General features: G+C 67.7%; 16 protein-coding genes. 1 reads left to right on the top strand and 15 read right to left on the bottom strand.

Features of this window, described 5'->3' with window-relative positions; translation table 11 throughout:
• Positions 1–20: 20 nt before the first annotated feature.
• From KK141_RS15355 to KK141_RS15425, 15 genes are all read right to left on the bottom strand, one after another.
• Positions 21–746: a hypothetical protein gene (locus KK141_RS15355; RefSeq protein WP_214571440.1), complete on the bottom strand. Its 726-nt coding sequence runs from the start codon at positions 744–746 to the stop codon at positions 21–23.
• A gap of 44 nt (positions 747–790) precedes the next feature.
• Complete coding sequence (locus KK141_RS15360) at positions 791–1,516, bottom strand: LytTR family DNA-binding domain-containing protein (protein WP_214571441.1); 726 nt, start codon at positions 1,514–1,516, stop codon at positions 791–793.
• Positions 1,513–2,607: a histidine kinase gene (locus KK141_RS15365; protein ID WP_214571442.1), complete on the bottom strand. Its 1,095-nt coding sequence runs from the start codon at positions 2,605–2,607 to the stop codon at positions 1,513–1,515. Before KK141_RS15365 ends, KK141_RS15360 begins: the two co-directional genes overlap by 4 nt.
• Positions 2,608–2,669: 62 nt before the next feature.
• Entirely contained in the window at positions 2,670–3,170 is a 501-nt protein-coding gene (locus KK141_RS15370) for a nuclear transport factor 2 family protein (RefSeq protein ID WP_214571443.1), read from the bottom strand.
• Positions 3,171–3,269: 99 nt separating this feature from the next.
• Positions 3,270–3,905: a paraquat-inducible protein A gene (locus KK141_RS15375; protein ID WP_214571444.1), complete on the bottom strand. Its 636-nt coding sequence runs from the start codon at positions 3,903–3,905 to the stop codon at positions 3,270–3,272.
• Positions 3,902–4,501, bottom strand: a complete 600-nt coding sequence (locus KK141_RS15380; protein WP_214571445.1) for a paraquat-inducible protein A — start codon at positions 4,499–4,501, stop codon at positions 3,902–3,904. Before KK141_RS15380 ends, KK141_RS15375 begins: the two co-directional genes overlap by 4 nt.
• Positions 4,502–4,514: 13 nt before the next feature.
• Positions 4,515–5,150 carry a DUF3313 domain-containing protein gene (locus KK141_RS15385; protein WP_250901799.1) on the bottom strand — a complete coding sequence of 212 codons (636 nt, stop codon included), beginning with the start codon at positions 5,148–5,150 and terminating at the stop codon, positions 4,515–4,517.
• 183 nt (positions 5,151–5,333) lie between these two features.
• On the bottom strand, positions 5,334–6,479 hold the full coding sequence (locus tag KK141_RS15390) for an ATP-binding protein (protein ID WP_214571446.1): 1,146 nt from the start codon (positions 6,477–6,479) through the stop codon (positions 5,334–5,336).
• Positions 6,476–7,138: a response regulator transcription factor gene (locus tag KK141_RS15395; RefSeq protein ID WP_214571447.1), complete on the bottom strand. Its 663-nt coding sequence runs from the start codon at positions 7,136–7,138 to the stop codon at positions 6,476–6,478. The genes KK141_RS15390 and KK141_RS15395 overlap by 4 nt, the downstream gene beginning before the upstream one ends.
• A gap of 76 nt (positions 7,139–7,214) precedes the next feature.
• The gene (locus tag KK141_RS15400; RefSeq protein WP_214571448.1) at positions 7,215–8,015 is read right to left on the bottom strand and encodes an alpha/beta hydrolase; all 801 of its coding nucleotides are present in this window, start codon (positions 8,013–8,015) and stop codon (positions 7,215–7,217) included.
• A gap of 19 nt (positions 8,016–8,034) precedes the next feature.
• Positions 8,035–9,462: a nitrilase-related carbon-nitrogen hydrolase gene (locus tag KK141_RS15405; RefSeq protein WP_214571449.1), complete on the bottom strand. Its 1,428-nt coding sequence runs from the start codon at positions 9,460–9,462 to the stop codon at positions 8,035–8,037.
• Positions 9,446–10,027 carry a TetR/AcrR family transcriptional regulator gene (locus tag KK141_RS15410; protein WP_214571450.1) on the bottom strand — a complete coding sequence of 194 codons (582 nt, stop codon included), beginning with the start codon at positions 10,025–10,027 and terminating at the stop codon, positions 9,446–9,448. The genes KK141_RS15405 and KK141_RS15410 overlap by 17 nt, the downstream gene beginning before the upstream one ends.
• Positions 10,028–10,183: 156 nt before the next feature.
• Complete coding sequence (locus tag KK141_RS15415; protein ID WP_214571451.1) at positions 10,184–10,576, bottom strand: STAS domain-containing protein; 393 nt, start codon at positions 10,574–10,576, stop codon at positions 10,184–10,186.
• A 14-nt stretch (positions 10,577–10,590) separates the two neighbouring features.
• On the bottom strand, positions 10,591–12,897 hold the full coding sequence (locus KK141_RS15420) for a SpoIIE family protein phosphatase (protein WP_214571452.1): 2,307 nt from the start codon (positions 12,895–12,897) through the stop codon (positions 10,591–10,593).
• 122 nt (positions 12,898–13,019) lie between these two features.
• On the bottom strand, positions 13,020–13,919 hold the full coding sequence (locus KK141_RS15425; protein ID WP_345777586.1) for a helix-turn-helix transcriptional regulator: 900 nt from the start codon (positions 13,917–13,919) through the stop codon (positions 13,020–13,022).
• Positions 13,920–13,973: 54 nt separating this feature from the next.
• Here KK141_RS15425 and KK141_RS15430 point away from each other — a divergent pair, with 54 nt between their 5' ends.
• Positions 13,974–14,879, top strand: coding sequence for an SDR family oxidoreductase (locus KK141_RS15430; RefSeq protein ID WP_214571453.1), 906 nt, complete (start codon positions 13,974–13,976; stop codon positions 14,877–14,879).
• Positions 14,880–14,934: the final 55 nt, after the last annotated feature.

Genomic DNA, 14,934 nt, shown 5'->3' on the forward strand with positions numbered 1-14,934 from the left:
GACGAACGCCAACCGGGCGCCTAGCGGCAACCGAACTTGGACATCTGCGGGCAGTTGGGTATCGGTATCGGATGCTCCACCGGCGCCGGCACCAGTTGCCGCACCAAAGCGCTGCCCTGCTCGAAATCCGCGATACGCCGCGGCTTGCCCGCGGCCAGCGCCGCCAGCACCGGCCTGACGCTTCCGTAAGTCGCCGCCGGATCGACCTTGAGTTCGACTGGCGTATCCGCGCCACGCGGATAACCGGGCGCCGCCGACACCTTCAGCCACTCGCCCAAGGCACGCCCGTCGAGCGGCGTGTCGTCCAATGCCATCCGCCCGTCAGCTTCGATGGACAGAACATGCGGCCCCGGCGGCGGCAATACGTCGGCCGGCGTCAATGAAGCAAGCGCCAAGGCCTGCCCCTCCCGGTCGACCGCATAGCCGATATCCGGTATGCCCCGCCGCCGCGCCTCGCCCAGAGCCTCCTCGACCAGCGCATACGGAACGCCGTCATCCGCCCCCACCCGGACCGGCGCCCCGGCATTCAAGCCCAACGCAAGCCGCCAGTTGTCCTGCCAATGCGTCAGCAGCGACTTCCGCTCATCGATATGGACGATGCCGCCCGCCCCGAACCAAAGCAGAACCGGCTGCGGCTGCGCTGTCTCGTTGGCATGCCGCCGGGCGGAGTGGCCAAGGCCAACCGCCAGGATCCCTCCGGCGAGCAGGACCACGATCAAGCCCCAGCCCAAGATGTTCCTGATCACAACGCTGCCCTTCCCCGCTCCTGGCATCCGTCGATCCTACGCCATCAACGGGCTGCCAGGGCCGCGTTGAGCTGATCGATGTAGGTGCGGCTCACCCGCAGCGGCGTGCCATCGCGCAGGCGCAGCAGGCAGTCGCGGTTGACCAGGGGCTCCAGCTCCGCAACCCGGTCGAGCTTGACGATCGCCGAGCGATGGATGCGCACGAACTGCGCCGGATCGAGCCGCCCGGCCAGCTGATGCAAGGGTTCGCGCAGCAGATGCACACGCGGCCCCACATGCAGGCCGGCGTAGTCGTCGCTCGCTTCGATCCAGTCGATCTCGTCGGCGTCGATCACCGCAATGCGCTGACCGGTGCGCACGCTGAAACGCCTGGCATAAGCCGCCGGCGCGGCCTCGCCCACCGTGCGATGGCGAAACGCCGCGCGTGCACGGTCCAGCGATTCGCGGAAGCGCTCGTCGTCGACCGGCTTGAGCAGGTAGTCCAGCGCCTGGATCTCGAAGGCGCCGACCGCGAAGTGGTCGTAGGCGGTGAGCAGAATGGACAGCGGCCGCTCGGCGGGCGGAAGCAGGCGCAATGCGGCGAGGCCGTCGAGGCCGGGCATCTGCACGTCCATGAATACGAGGTCCGGCCGCAGCGCGGAGATGCTCTTGATCGCCTCCTCGCCGTCAGCCGCTTCGCCCACCAGCTGCATATCGGCATGCGCGGCAAGGCGTGCGCGGACGCCGCCGCGCGCCAGCGGCTCGTCGTCCACCACCAGCACGCGCATCATGCGCTGAGCGCCTCGGCGCCGCGGGACGATGAGGACAAGCGCAGCGGCAAGCGGATGCTGACGCGGCAAGCGCCATCGTCCGCCAGGTTCATCTGGAAATCGTGCGTGCCGGGATAGAGCGCCAGCAAACGTTGCCGCACATTCGTCAAACCCACCGCGCTGGAACGGCCATTGCGCTCGCCGCTTCCCTCAACCGGCGCCACGCCATCGTTGCGCAACTCGATATCCAGCCATTCGCCTTGCCGCTCCACTTGCAGCGCCAACGTGCCGCCCTCCACACGCGGAGCAATGCCATGGCGGATCGCGTTCTCGACCAGCGGCTGCAGCAGCAGCGGCGGCACCAGCGCCTGCAGCACGCCGGCGCCGATGCGCATGTCGACCTTGAGCCGGCGACCCAGGCGGGCCTTCTCGATATCCAGGTAATGCCCGGTGGTGCTGAGTTCTTCGGCCAGCGTCACTTCCTGGGCGTCGCTGCGTTCCAGCGAGTCGCGCAACAGATCGCCGAGCCGCGCCAGCATGCGCGTGGCATCCGCGCCGCGGCCGTCGGCCACCAGCGAGGAGATGCTGTTGAGCGTGTTGAACAGGAAGTGCGGTTGCAGCTGGTATTGCAGGGCGCGCAACTGCGCCTCGCGGGCGAAACGCGCGGCTTCGGCTTCGCGCAGGCGCGAGTGCTGCAATTCCGTGTAGTGCAATACCAGCGCATGGATCGCGCAGAAGGCGATCAGCGCCAGCCAGCAGCCATCCAGTCCGGTGAAGATCCGCTGCAGCGGCAGCGAAGGCAGCAGCCCCACGCGCACGGCCGCCCATCCGCCGATGGCGTTGTTGATCACCGACGGCACATAGGTCGCCACCAGCAGCACGACGGCCGTAAGCCAGGCCGACGTGCGCCGTTGCCACAGCTTCCGCTGAAGCACACTCAGCGGCACGATCCAGAACAGATAAGCCACCGCAAAGAACAGGCGATAGGCGCCGGCATACGCGCGGCCAAGCTCGGGCAAGGCCATCACCGCCATGCACAAGGTAATCGGCAATCCCGCGACCAGCGGAAGCCAGAACGGTGGAACGGCGGGTCGCGTCGGCGAGGCTTGCATGGCTTGGGTGCCCAAAAGGTGCGCCGGTCCGTCGCCGGCTACGGCGCACCCTAGCCCGAAGCTCAGTGCCTGTCATCCAGCACGACGGAGTACAGCATCGCGCTGATCTTCCAGCCATCCGGCGTGCGCACCAGCTGCCAGGTTTCGGCGCCGTGGTTGGTGGGCTTGCCCGATTCCAGGAACACGTAGTCGAAGTACACCGTGCCGATGCTGCCGTCGGTTTCGATGCGCACGTTGTCGAAGGTCTCCTCGATAGGCTTGCTCGCCTTGCCCACGAACTGCGAGAACTTCTGGAAATCACCCGGCGTCACCTGCCGGGCGTTGGGTTCCTTCACCTTGATCTTCTCGTAGGAGGCATCGTCCAGGGTCTGGAACCAGGAGCTGCCGGGCATGAACAGCTTGGCCATGCTCTCGCCATCGTGCGCCTTGATCGCGGTCTTGAACTGCTCGACCAGTTGCTGAATCTGGGTGCGGGACTGCGCCACATTGGCCGCATCCTTGGCCTGCGCGGCGGGAGCCAGGGATGCGGCAAGTACGAACAGCGCGGGAAGCAGGATTTTCACGGCGACTCCGATCAGGTGGGGTGCGCCGATTAAGCGGGACGGCCACGGCCTCGATCCAGCGAAATGCGGCGGCACGTGCATGGCCTGCGGCGAACCGTTTCAGCCCTCGCCCCCTTCCGGCCCATCCCAGATCGCCCGCTCGTCGAAGCTCTGCGTCGCCAGCATGGTCAGCACCACCGACATGCCGAAGAACAGGATGCCGGCGCGCGGCTGGATCTCGCCCAAGGCCTGGAACTGCACCAGGCTGACCAGCAGGCCGACCACCAGCACATCGAGCATCGACCAGTACCCCGCCGCTTCCAGCAGCCGATAAAGCCGTGCGCGCGCACGCCTGGCCCAGCCGTTGGCATGGCGCACCGTCAGCAACAGAAACGCCAGCGCGAGATATTTGACGCCCGGGATGAGCACGCTGGCGACGAACACCACCGCGGCCACCCCGTACGAGCCATCGCGCCACAGATCCGCCACGCCGCCCAGGATGGTCGCCGCGTGCTCCACGTCACCTAGCGTGCGGATATCCATCACCGGCAGCAGGTTCGCCGGGATGTAGAAAATCAACGCCGCAATCCACAGCGCCCACGCGCGCGCCAGCCCACCCGCAAGGCGAGGCTGCAGTTCGGCGCGGCAGCGCGGGCAGAACGACCGCCCGCCGGTCTGCAGCGAGGCCGATACCACCAGCCCGCAGACACGGCAGCCGATCATGCCCAGAGGCTGCGCGCGCGGCCGCGGGCTCATTCGGTCGCCTCCCACAGCCAGCGCGGATCGCCTTTCGCGGTGACCGCGGTGACGCCGATCAATGCCGCCATCGCCCACAGCCCCGGGCCGATCGCCACCTCGGCCATGCCCGCCAGCTTGACCGCCGCCACCGCCACGCCCAGCAGCGCCACATCGAGCATGCTCCACGGCCGCAGCCAGTCCAGCGCCTTCATGGCGCTGCGAAAGCCCGGTGCACGCCGCCCATGCCACGCATAGGCGAGCACCCAACCCAGCAGTGCGATCTGCGCCAGCGGCGCCACGATGGCCACCGCCACGGCCGGCAAGGCCAATGGCGCCCAGGCGCCATGCACCAGCGAAGCGGTGGCCTGCCACAAGGTGGCGTCGTTGCGGAACGGCTGCAGACCCACGCTGATCACTGGAAACGTATTGGCCAGCACGAACAGGATCGCCGCCGCCACGGTCAGCGCCGCCCAGCCGTTGATATCGAGCCGCGCGGCGCGGTGCAGCACCGCATCGCATTCGCCGCAGCGCGCCACCTGCCCCGCGGCGAGCGCGGGGCGGCGATACACCGCATCGCAATGCGGGCAGACGATCAGGGAAGGATGCGTGCGCATGGCCCGGCGCCGTTCACTGCATGCTCTGCAGCAGGTTGTCGGCGCCCTTCTGGATGCCGGTCCTGGCCGCACTCATCGCGCCGAACGTGGCCTTCATATTCATCGCGTTCGGATACTGCTTGTCGACATAGGCCTTGAGCAGGCGCTGCGATTGGGCGTCGTAGATCTCCACCGCGTAGCTGACCGAACCAGTAAACAGGCCTTCCCTGCCGCGCATGGCCTGCACGGCGTTGTACGGCGCACCGCCGATATCCATCTTGGTGAAGGTGCTGATGAACTTGGTCGAAGCGCGCGCGCCGGTGAGCGTGATGCGGATGCGCAGCGTGTCGCGCCGCGGCTCGAACACCTGCGCATAGCGTTCGCGCAGCCTGGCCTGGAACTGCTCCTGCATGTAGCCGGCCAGCGCCTGCTTGTCCTGTTCGGAAACCTTCTCGAACTGCTGATCCGGACCGCGGTAGATGTCCACCGGGTCGAGCACGAAGCTGCGGTAGCGGCTCCACTCCACCGGCGTGTCGTAGACATAGGGCTGGTGGCCGCGGTGCGAGTCCTCATTGGGCCGCAGATAGCTGGACGACTCGATACCCTGGTACGGCATCGGCCGCGTGGTGGCGCAGCCGGACAAGGCCAGCGCGGCGGCGCAGAACAACATGGCGCCGGGCGCCTTCGGGTGGATACGCATATTCCCTTCCTGTGCATGGGTGACGCGGCGATCGCCGCGCGACGAAGTCTTCGGATCGAGCGGCGTGGTTCGCCGCTGCGGAGTGAAGGCTAGGAAGAGGGTTTTAGGATTTGATTAGACCTGTGCTTGGCACTTGAACGGATGCTGACGGGTTCAGCCTTGCGCCGGAAACACCACGCGGACGCGCAGCCCCGATCCACCCGCTCCCACGCCGGCCTCGATCGTCGCCTCGTGCAGTTCCGCAATGCGCGCCACCAGCGAAAGCCCGATGCCGCTGCCGCGCACCACCGCGCCCTTGGCGCGATAGAAGCGCTCGAAGATCGCCGCCATTTCGCTCTCGGGCACACCTGGCCCGTCGTCGACCACTTCCAGCACCGGGTGGGTGCCGCCGTCACGCACGACGTGACCGCAGGTCACTTCCACCGTGCCGTCCGGGCGCCCGTGCCGCAGCGCGTTGTCGATCAGGTTGCGGATCAGGATGCCCATTTCGTCGACGTCGCAGCGCACCCAGCAGGAGGTGCCGTCGATCGACAGCCGCGTGCCGCGATCCGCGGCACGCACGGCGAATTCGTTGACCACGTGGTTGGCCAGCTCCAGCAGATCGGTGCGCTGCACGCTCAAGGCGTGCAGCCCCGCATCCAGCCGCGCCAGGTCCAGCAACTGCTCGGCCAGGCGGTGGCTGCGCTGTGCGATGTCGAGCAGCTTGCGCAGGGCTTCGTCCTTGCGCTCCGGCGTACCGGCAAGCAAGGCGACGTCGGCCTGCACGTGCAACGCCGCCAGCGGTGTGCGCAACTCGTGCGCGGCGTCGGCGATGAACTGGTGTTCCGCCTTCATCGCCGTATCGACGCGGCCGAGCAGCGCATTGAAACCGACGATCAAGGGACGCAGTTCGGACGGCACGCGCTCGGTGGGCAAAGGCGTGGCATCGAAGGCCTTGCGCCGGCCGATCTCCGCCGAGATCGCCTTCAGGGGCCGCAGCGAGGCCACTACCGCCCACCACATCAGCAGGCCGACGATGGCCAGTTCAACCGTATTGAGCACCACGGCGGTGAGGATGCCGCCGGGATCGCCTTGCGCCATCGGCGGCGGCACCGCTGCCGCCGCCTGTGCGGGCGTATCCGGCTTGAGCTGGTCCGGCAGGCTGCCGACCAGGGTCTGGCCCAGGCGATCCAGATGTTCGTGCCAGAAATTCGCGCGGCCGGAGACCAGCACCGCGGCGAACATCGCGATCGAGATCGACCAGGCCAGCACGATGACCAGGCCCAGCGCCGCCAGCATGCGCCACTGCAGCGATCTCACAGCATGCCTCCGAGGGTGTAGCCATGGCCGTGCACGGTGGCGATCAGGTCGTCGCCCAGCTTGCGCCGCAACTGGTGCACGAACACCGAAACGGTATTGCTGCCCACCGCGGCGCGGTCGCCATAGATGGCCTTTTCCAGTTCGTCGCGCGTCACCACGTGGCCGGCACGCTGCAGCAGGGTGAGCAGCATGCGGTACTCATAAGCGCTGAGCGCCACCGCTTCGCCATCCTTGGTCACGCGCCGCCGTACCGGGTCGAGCACCACGTCGCCGTGCCGCAGCGTCGGCACCACCAGGCCTTCGCTGCGCCGCGCCACCGCGCGTACGCGGGCCAGCAGTTCGCCGAGCTGGAACGGCTTGACCAGATAGTCGTCGGCGCCGGCATCCAGTCCGCGGATGCGGTCGCTCAGCTGCCCGCGCGCCGTGAGCACCAGCACCGGGATGGCGTCGTAGCGCTCGCGCAGGAAGCGCAGCACGGTCAGGCCGGAATCGCCGGGCAGGCCGATATCCAGCAGCACGGCGGTATACGGGTGGTCGACCAGGGCCGCCCTGGCCGAACCGGCGTCGTTCACCCGGTCGACCGCCCAGCCCTGTTCGCGAATGCCATCGCAGATGGCTTCGCCCAGCATCGCATCGTCTTCCACCAGCAGCAGATACACAGGCACACCCGGCCAGGACAGGAAGGCAGGAGCATGCGCCAGGGCCGTTAGGTTTTGATTAATGGCGCGGCGGCGCTCAACCGCCGCCGTTCGCCTGCAGCCAGGCGGCCACCAGCGCCGTCACCGCGGCGGCGTTCTCGCGATGCGGCACGTGGCCGTAGCCCTCCCACACGTGCTTCGCCACCGGCCCTGCGGCCAGGCTAGCGATGCGCCCGGGATGGCGCGGCGAGCCGAATTCGTCCCGGTCGCCGTGGATGGCCAGGACCGGGCAGGTCACCTGGCGCAAGGCGCGATCGAGGCTCCAGTCCGCGAAGTCCGGCGCCAGCCAGGTCTCGGTCCAGGCTTGCAGCACCCAGGCCGCCTTGTCGCCGTGGTATTTGCGCAGGCGGTCGAGCTGGCCCGGCTGCGCGAACGATTGCTTCGCCTCGCGGATGCCTTGCAGCGTGCGGTCTTCGACGAAGGCCTGCGCGGATTCGGTGATCAGCGCCACGCAGTCTTCCGGCCACGCCGCGGCGCAGGCCACCGCCATGCCGCCGCCGACGCTGTGGCCGAAGGCAACGAAGCGGTCCAGGCGCAGGGCTTCGCGCAGAAAGCGGAAACCATGGCGGGCTTCCTCGTCGACGAAGCCCGCATCCAGGTGGCCGGGGTGCGGATCGGATTGGCCGAAGCCAAGCCGGTCGTAGGCAATCACACCCCGCCCGGTTGCTTCCGCCAACTGCGCGGGGAAGTCGCGCCACAGCGCCACGCAACCCAGGGAATCGTGGAACAGCACGATGGGTGCGTCTGCGGCGTTCTCCGCGGCGGGATACCAGTGCTTTACATAAAGCCGGCCACCCTCCGCGGCGATCCAGAATTCCTCGTCAGTGGGGGCAGGCATCCGCATCTCCGGCAACGGTTCAACTCGAACGGGGCGGCACCACGAAGGCCCACACCAGCAGGATGGCCAGCAGCGCCAGATCCGCCCAGGCGAACCAGTCGCCCCATTGCGCATAGAACGTGCGCGATGCGTGCAGCGGCAGCTCGCCGACCAGTTCCGCATCATGCTGTTCGCTGGACGCTTCCGCCACCACCCGGCCACGGTCGTCGCTCAGCGTAAGACGACCGGCGCGCGCCGCGCGGGCAATGGCGAAGCCGCTTTCCACGCCGCGCATGATCGCCATGCGCCCGTGGAACCAGCCGTCGACACCGAAATCCCAGGCCGGCACCAGCAGCAGCTGCGTCTGGCGGTCGGCGTAGGCGCGGCCGATATCGTGGAAGTCCATGTCCTTGCAGATCGCCAGGCCGATGCGCGGAGAGCCGTCGAGCATGGTGTAAGTAGCGCCGGGCGTGTACTGGTTTTCGAAGCCGGGGATCAGGTGATGCTTGGCATAGGTGGCCGGCGACTGCAGCCCGGGACGGAACACCCACTGCGCATTGCGCTCGCCGTCCGCGCCGCCTTTCGCGTCGATGCCCGTGGCCAGGATCAGGCCATGGCGGCGCGCCGCTTCGGCGAAGGCCGGGACGGTGGTTTCGCCGGTGGCGAAGGCGGTTTCGGGCGTGACGATCACGGTGGCGCCGCCGGCGGCGAGGCGATCGATCGCGGCGAGATAGCGGTCCAGCAATGCCTGCCCTTCCGGCGCCGATAAGGCGGGGCGCACCGGCTTTTCCATCGAGGCGAGGCCGATCTTGATCGAGCCGGTCGCCGGTGCATGCAGGCGTGCGTAGCCATAAGCGAGCGTCGCGCCCATCGCCACCACCATGATGGCCACGGCGGCGAGACGTGCGTGCGTTGCGGCCTTGCGCGTCAACGCCACCGCCAGCGCCGCCGGGATCAGCAGCAACAGGAAGCCGATGCCCCACAAGCCGGTGATCGAAGCCAGCTGCAGCACGGGCAACATATCCATCTGGCTGTAGGCGAGACTGCCGAAGGTGCCATGCGGCGAAGTCTGCGTATTGGCGTATTCGATCGCCACCCATAAGGCCGGCATGGCCAGCATGGCGGCGATGCCGTGTCCGCGCCGCAGCAGCCGGCGGAAGAACAGCAGGCACAACGCGAGCACCACGCCCGGCAATGCGGTAAACGGCACGATTACCGGCATCGGCAGGCCGATCACGCCGTGCAGGTAATGCCACTGATTGAGCGCCCCCAGCGCCCCGGCCACGAAGGCCGCGAGCGCGAGCCAGCGCGCTTTGACATGCGGCGCCAGCAAGGCCAGCGGCAAAGGCGCCAGCCAGGTGAGCCAGGGCAGGGGCTGCAAGCCGGTACCGAAACCATAGGCCAGCGCGGACAGCGCGGTGGCGGCGAGGCCGGCGATGAGCCGGCGCGAATCAAGGCTTGATGCCATCGAACACGGTCTCCAGTGATTGCAGATAGAAGGCGCGGAACTGCCGCTCGTCGTAGCTGAAGCGGCCGGCGCGGTAGAGCGAGATCAGGCCGTGGCCGAGGCCCCATAGGGTCATGGCCACGTCCCAGGGATCCGCCTTTCGGAACAGCCCCTGCGCCATGCCCTCGGCCAGCTTGTCGGCGATGACGGTGAGCGTGGGCGACTGGCGGTCGCGGAAATCCTCGGGAAAACGGCGTGCGTCGTCGCGGCGCACGGAGAAGGCGTGGTCGAACAGGTTCGGATGGGTCAGCGCATAGTCGAGGTATTGCTCCAGCGACTGCAGCAGGCCCCGGTAGACATCCGGATGGCTCGCGCGCTCCGACCAGTCCTGCGCCACGCTGGCGAAGCTGTCGTCGGAGATGCGCTTGAGCAGCGCCTCGCGGTTGGGGAAATGGCGGTAGATCGCCATCGGCGTAATGCCCACCGCCTCGGCGACGCGGCGCATGGTGACGGCATCCGCGCCATGGCGGTCCATCAGCTTGTGCGCGGCGCGGAGGATCTTCTCGGGGGTGGTGAGTTTCGGCATGTATACAGTGTATACATGCCTTGCGCGAGTTGGCAAAGGTGACTGATGGCAGGGACAGGTCCCGTAGGTTGGGGTGAGCCTATGGCGAACCCCAACGAGGTTCCCGCCCATATCGCTGCGTTGGGGTTCGCTTTGCTCACCCCAACCTACGCCTGCCTACACGTCGTCATCGTCTCCGCCCAGCACCCTCTTCTGAATCCGGTCCAGATACTCATCCAGCTCTTCCACACTGGAAAACACATCGCTCACCGGCACCGCCTTGACGATCTCGAACACCTTGCGCACCTGCGGCTGCGGATTCACCAGCAAGGTATGCCCTTCGCGCGCACGCATCGCCTTGCGGATCTTGGCAATGCTGCGCAAACCCGCGCTGCTGATGTAATCGAGCGCGGACAGATCCAGCACCACCGTGCCGCCCTGCCCCATCTGCTCCAGCACGGGCGCGGCGCCGCCGTCGAAATCGCCGAACGTCAACGCATCGAGCCGGCCATGCAGGCGCAAAGTGCTGCGCTCGGGCGACAGGGCAGCGGTATCAAGACTGAAGCTCATGGTCGTGCCTCCGCTCAGGAAGGAAGGATGAAACGCAACTGCAGGTGGTTGCCCTGCTCGTCGTGTGCGTAGCTGAAATCGCTGGCCATGGCGCGTACCAGGTGGATGCCCAGGCCGCCGTCGATCTCGCGGTCGGCGATGTCGCCGGTAAGTTGCGGCAGAGGCGACAGCAAAGGATTGAAGGCCTGGCCGTCGTGATGCAAGTCGACCAGCACGGCATCGGCGGCCAGGGCCATGCGCAGCTCGATCCGCGCCTCGCCGTCAGGCGGGCGCCCATGCTCGGCCATATTCACCATCAGTTCTTCCAGCACCAGGCGCACATCGTCGCGCACGCCCTGGGCGACGCCGGCACCCGCGAGTTGCTCGTCGCAATGCCTCAATGCGTCGAATACCGCTTCGATCGAAGCGGGCATGGTCAGGTCCAGCATGGACGCGCTCCCGTCTGCCCCGGCGTGGTGCCAGCGTAGCGCCAGCACGGTGATGTCGTCGGCCTGTCCATGGCCCGCGGCGAACGCCTCCACGTCGGCCAGCAGATAGCCGGCCGGATCGCCCTCGGCCTGCACGGCATAGCGCGCGAGACAGGCCAGCATCCGTTCCTGGCCGTACATGCTGAGGCTGGCATCGGTCGCCTCGGTGATGCCGTCGGTGTACATCAGCAAGGTCTCGCCCGGCCGCAGGCGTACGCGGCGCGAACTGTAGGCAGCCTCTTCGTCCAGGCCCAATGCCGGCCCCGTTTCGATGTCCAGCAACTGCGGCGCGCCGTCGCCCCACAGCACCGGCGGCTCATGGCCTGCGCTTGCCATCGAGAAATGCCCGGTGGCGGTATCCAGCAGGCCGCACAGCAGGCTGACGAACATGCAGCCGTCGTTGTTGCGGCACAGGTCCTGGTTGAGCAGCTGCAGCAGTTGCTGCGGCGATTGCGCGCGCGGCGCCAGGGCCTTGGCGAGGGTGATCGCGCGGGCCATGAACAGCGCGGCGGGAATGCCCTTGTCCGAGACGTCGCCGACCATGATGTAGAAGCGCTGGTCGTGCAGCATGAAATAGCTGTACAGATCGCCGCCGACCGTGCGCGCCGGCTTCAGCACCGCATGCAGCTCGAAGTTGTTGCAGCGCGCGTCGAGGAAATGCGCGCCGGGCAGCAGGGCCGTCTGGATCTGCTGGGCGATCTCCAGTTCGCTGGCCAGGCGCTGCTGCTCGCGCGCGACGCGGCCCAGCTCGGCCAGATGATCGGCCAGCTCGTGGCGCATGCGGTCGAAAGCATGCGTGAGGCGGCCGACTTCGTCGTGGTGGCGCACGACGGGCAAGGCGAAATCCAAGGCGCCTTTCGCCACCTGCTCGGCGCGTTCGGTCAACACGCCCAGCGGACTGAGCACGCGGCGCGTGACCACCAGGGTCAGCAGCGTGAGGCTCAATAGCGCCAGCGCACCTACCGACAAGGCCACCGAAAAGGTGCGCCGCACGCCGGCGTAGATCTGCTCCTCCGGCACCACCAGGCCGAACTGCCAATGCGTGCCGTCGATCGGTGCGTGATAGATCCACACCGGCGCGCCGGCATGCGCGGCCAGGATGCCGGTATGCCGGATCGGATCGGCCGTATCGCCGCGCAGCGCCGCAACCAGCTCGTCCTGCGCACGGCGGCCGGCCAGCGCCGGGCCATCGGTGGCGAGATAGACGCCTTGCTGGTCGATCACGAAAGCCTCGGTGCCCTTGGGCTTGTTCAAGTTCTGCAGCACGCCCTGCAGCCACTCCAGCGTGACATCGGCATTCAGCACACCCACCGCGCGGCCGCCTGCCAGGATGGCCGCCGAGTAGTTGACCAGTTGGCGTTGCCGCGATTGCGAGAAGAACGGCTGCTGCCAGCAACCGACGGCACAGCCGAGTCCCGTGCGGAACCACGCCTGTGTCCAGTACGGCGCGGGATCCTTCAGCAGGTCGCGCGTGACAAGCTTGCCGTCGCCCTGGCGGCTGACGAAGGGCGAGCGGACCGGTGCGGTCGCGTTCATCGATACGGGCACATAGGCCGCGGCGAGTCCGGCGAGATCGCCGTTGTGCCGCAACGCATCGCCGATCAGGGTTTCCGCGTCGTCCGGCCGCGGCCCGATCAGCGCCGCCAGCGTCTGCGCGGTATCGGCCACCTTGTCGAGGCGGTGCTGGATGCGATGGCTGACGTCGCCGGCGAGCACCGCGGATTCGCGATGGGTCTGTTGCAGAATCTGCTCGCGGATGACGCGGAACAGCAGGAACCCGCCGGCCACGACCACGAGCAGGGTGCCGGCCAGCACCCAGGCGGCCAGTCGCGACGCAATGCTGCGCAACACCATGTGACGCTCCCCCTAGTGCGTCGCATCTTGCGATCCGCTACGGCTTGCAGGAAGAGAGCGCTGTCACAATCGCGCGATGTGGATTCCCTTAGGGAACGGGCGACCTTCACACCGCTTACACATCACCGGTTACGGTCGGGCTCCGATGCTTCGATCAAACGGCGGATGCGTTGCGCATCCTCCGGCGTGGCCGGGTTGTAGACCACCATGTTGAGGTCGGGGCATCCGTCGACGGCGAAGGCCGAGTACTCCATCGCGATCGCGCCGAGCGTCGGATGCCGCAGCTGCTTGGTGCCGCCACCGTGCTGCTGCACGTCCTGGCTTTGCCACATCGCGGCGAACTCGGCGCTGCGTTCGCTCAGCTCGTCCACCAGCGCCTGCACGCTGCGCGCCGCGCCCGCGCGCGCCGCATCCAGGCGGAACGCGGCCACCACGAAGCGTGCGACGCTTTCCCAGTCGACCTGATGCGCGCGTACCTCGGGGTTGCAGAACATCAGGCGCAGCACGTTGCGCTCGGCGGGTTCGAGCTTGGCGTAGTCAGTAAGCACCACGGCTGCGGCGCGATTCCAGGCCAGCACGTCCCAGGTGGTGGTCTTCACCATCGCAGGGCTGCACGGCAAGGCATCGAGCACGCGCTGCAGGCGCGGCGTCACGCCTTCGCTGGCCTGGTAGCGGATCTCCGGCGGGCGCCCCAGCGCCAGCAGGAACAGATGTTGGCGTTCGATCTCGCTCAGCAGCAGCGCGCGAGCGATGCGATCCAGCACTTCGTCCGACGGTGCTCCGCCACGCCCCTGCTCCAACCAGGTGTACCAGGTGGCGCTGACGTTGGCGCGCTGCGCCACTTCCTCGCGGCGCAAGCCCGGCGTGCGGCGGCGGCTGGCGGGATAGCCGAGCGCCGCCGGATCCAGCCGTTCGCGTCGATCGCGCAGATAGGCGCCGAGCAGGTTGTCGTTGGCCACCGTCGTATTCATCTGCTTGCCGAGCCTGTTAGTTCGTATACCCGTATAACGCCACGGCTTCATCCATGCGTGCCGTGCGAGGACGATGCCGCCCATCCCAAACCTGGAGGATGCATTGTGCGTGTATTCGTTACTGGCGCGACAGGGTTCGTCGGTTCCGTCGTCGTCGATGATCTGCTTGCCGCGGGCCATAAAGTGCTGGCCCTGGCCCGCTCGGAGGCTTCGGCCGCGGTACTGGCCGGACGCGACGTCGACATCCTGCATGCCTCGCTGGAACAACCGGAACGGCTGGCCGAAGCGGCTACCGCCTGCGATGGCGTGATCCACACTGCCTTCAATCACGACTTCTCGCGCTACGCGGAAAACGCGGTGACCGAGCGCCGCGCGGTCGAAGCGATGGGCGAAGCGCTGGCCGGTTCCGGCCGGCCGCTGATCGGCACCACCGGCACCGGCATGCTCGCACCGGGCCGCATCGGCACCGAGGACGACATCGCCGATGCCGCCTCGCATGGCTCGCCGCGCTTGCCGATGGAAGTGATGACCGTAGCCATGGCCGAACGCGGCGTGCGCTCGGGCATCGTGCGCCTGTCGCCGACCGTGCATGGCGACGGTGATCATGGCTTCGTGCCGTGGCTGATCCGCATCGCGCGGGAGCGTGGCGTGTCGGCTTATATCGGCGATGGGCAGAATCGCTGGCCGGCGGTGCATCGCCTGGATGCCGCCCGTCTCTACCGGTTGGCGCTGGAGCACGGTGCGGCTGGCAAGTGCTATCACGCGGTGGCGGAGGAAGGCGTGGCGACGAAGCGGATCGCCGAAGTCATCGGGCAGCGCCTGGGCCTGCCGGTGGTGGCCAGGACGCGCGAGGAAGCGCAGGAGCATTTCGGCTTTCTCGCGTATTTCTTCGGTGCCGACATCCCCGCATCGAGCGCGAAGACGCGCGAGGCGCTGGGCTGGATGCCAACCGGGCCGGGCCTGATCGAGGATCTCGACCGCGAGGCCTATTTCCCGCGCATCGCAGCCTGATCGCGGCTTGACGGGCCAGGTACGGCGGATCGCGCTAGGATCGCGGTTCCCGTAC

This window comes from Dyella sp. LX-66 (assembly GCF_018599165.1).
Taxonomy (GTDB): Bacteria; Pseudomonadota; Gammaproteobacteria; order Xanthomonadales; family Rhodanobacteraceae; genus Dyella_D; species Dyella_D marensis.

Excerpts from the sequence above, each read along its gene's own strand:
- KK141_RS15385 (WP_250901799.1), bottom strand. The coding sequence starts at position 5,150 with ATGTTGTTCTGCGCCGCCGCGCTGGCCTTGTCCGGCTGCGCCACCACG.
- KK141_RS15425 (WP_345777586.1), bottom strand. The coding sequence starts at position 13,919 with ATGAAGCCGTGGCGTTATACGGGTATACGAACTAACAGGCTCGGCAAG.
- KK141_RS15360 (WP_214571441.1), bottom strand. The coding sequence starts at position 1,516 with ATGATGCGCGTGCTGGTGGTGGACGACGAGCCGCTGGCGCGCGGCGGC.
- KK141_RS15410 (WP_214571450.1), bottom strand. The coding sequence starts at position 10,027 with ATGCCGAAACTCACCACCCCCGAGAAGATCCTCCGCGCCGCGCACAAG.
- KK141_RS15380 (WP_214571445.1), bottom strand. The coding sequence starts at position 4,501 with ATGCGCACGCATCCTTCCCTGATCGTCTGCCCGCATTGCGATGCGGTG.
- KK141_RS15420 (WP_214571452.1), bottom strand. The coding sequence starts at position 12,897 with ATGGTGTTGCGCAGCATTGCGTCGCGACTGGCCGCCTGGGTGCTGGCC.
- KK141_RS15400 (WP_214571448.1), bottom strand. The coding sequence starts at position 8,015 with ATGCCTGCCCCCACTGACGAGGAATTCTGGATCGCCGCGGAGGGTGGC.
- KK141_RS15405 (WP_214571449.1), bottom strand. The coding sequence starts at position 9,462 with ATGGCATCAAGCCTTGATTCGCGCCGGCTCATCGCCGGCCTCGCCGCC.
- KK141_RS15365 (WP_214571442.1), bottom strand. The coding sequence starts at position 2,607 with ATGCAAGCCTCGCCGACGCGACCCGCCGTTCCACCGTTCTGGCTTCCG.
- KK141_RS15375 (WP_214571444.1), bottom strand. The coding sequence starts at position 3,905 with ATGAGCCCGCGGCCGCGCGCGCAGCCTCTGGGCATGATCGGCTGCCGT.
- KK141_RS15415 (WP_214571451.1), bottom strand. The coding sequence starts at position 10,576 with ATGAGCTTCAGTCTTGATACCGCTGCCCTGTCGCCCGAGCGCAGCACT.